Source organism: Mesorhizobium sp. M7A.F.Ca.MR.362.00.0.0, assembly GCF_004023175.1.
Classification (GTDB): Bacteria; Pseudomonadota; Alphaproteobacteria; order Rhizobiales; family Rhizobiaceae; genus Mesorhizobium.
Map to the genome: position 1 here is coordinate 8558 of NZ_RZTF01000208.1, position 731 is coordinate 9288.

Consider the following 731-nt stretch of genomic DNA (forward strand, 5'->3'; position numbering starts at 1 on the left):
GGATGAACCGGCGCTGAAGGCGACCTTGCGGGAGTTCGGCCGCAAGGCCGTTGCGGAACGTCATGATCGGCTCGAGGCGATGATCGCCGACACGGATTTCCTGGTCGGCGACCGGCTGACGCTGGCCGATACCACGCTGATCGGCGTGGCACGCTGGGCGGAGTTTCACCAGGCGATCGACGGCGCTGCCTATCCCAAGCTGGCCGGATTGCGCCTTCGCATCGAATCCGATCCGGCCGTGCGTTATGCGCTGGCTGTCGAGGATGGCGAACAGCCCGCCGGTTCTGGCGCCTGCCTTGGCCACGTCCCCCTGACTGAGGTGATCGATCGCTTCGCGGCAGCGGCGAAATCGTAGCGACACTCTGTTTTCAACCAGGATGTGCCTTTGTGAGAGGCGCTGATCTGCCGGAGTGCGGTCGCCGCCGCACTCCGGCATTGTTAAAGGGGACCGCCATTTTTCTCAACGCTACCGCTTGGGCCGCCTGTCGTTCTCATTTCACCAGAGTGATCATCCGATCGGCGTACATTGTGCGATTTCCAAGCGCCGCCGCGCAGTCCGACTTGACGGACGAGTTTCCGGTCATCTGAATCGTATTGCCGACAAGCCTGAGACAGTCGCCCTGGGCGCTCATATCAGAGTTGCCGGCGTAGGAAATGGGCGCGTCCGGCGCGTAAATGAAACCGCTGAGCACGGAATTTGCGCCGCCATTCAATGTCAGAGCAGACGTGTT

Annotated in this window: 1 protein-coding gene and 1 pseudogene; one reads left to right on the top strand and one right to left on the bottom strand. The window is 61.8% G+C overall.

What is annotated here, in order from left to right; genetic code table 11:
* Positions 1-355 (top strand): glutathione binding-like protein (locus EOC06_RS43220; RefSeq protein WP_245469927.1); only part of this gene is annotated, 355 nt, incomplete at its 5' end.
* Positions 356-491: 136 nt separating this feature from the next.
* Here the strand turns inward: EOC06_RS43220 and EOC06_RS43225 are convergent.
* A pseudogene (locus EOC06_RS43225) lies at positions 492-731 on the bottom strand (pilus assembly protein); the annotation flags it as partial.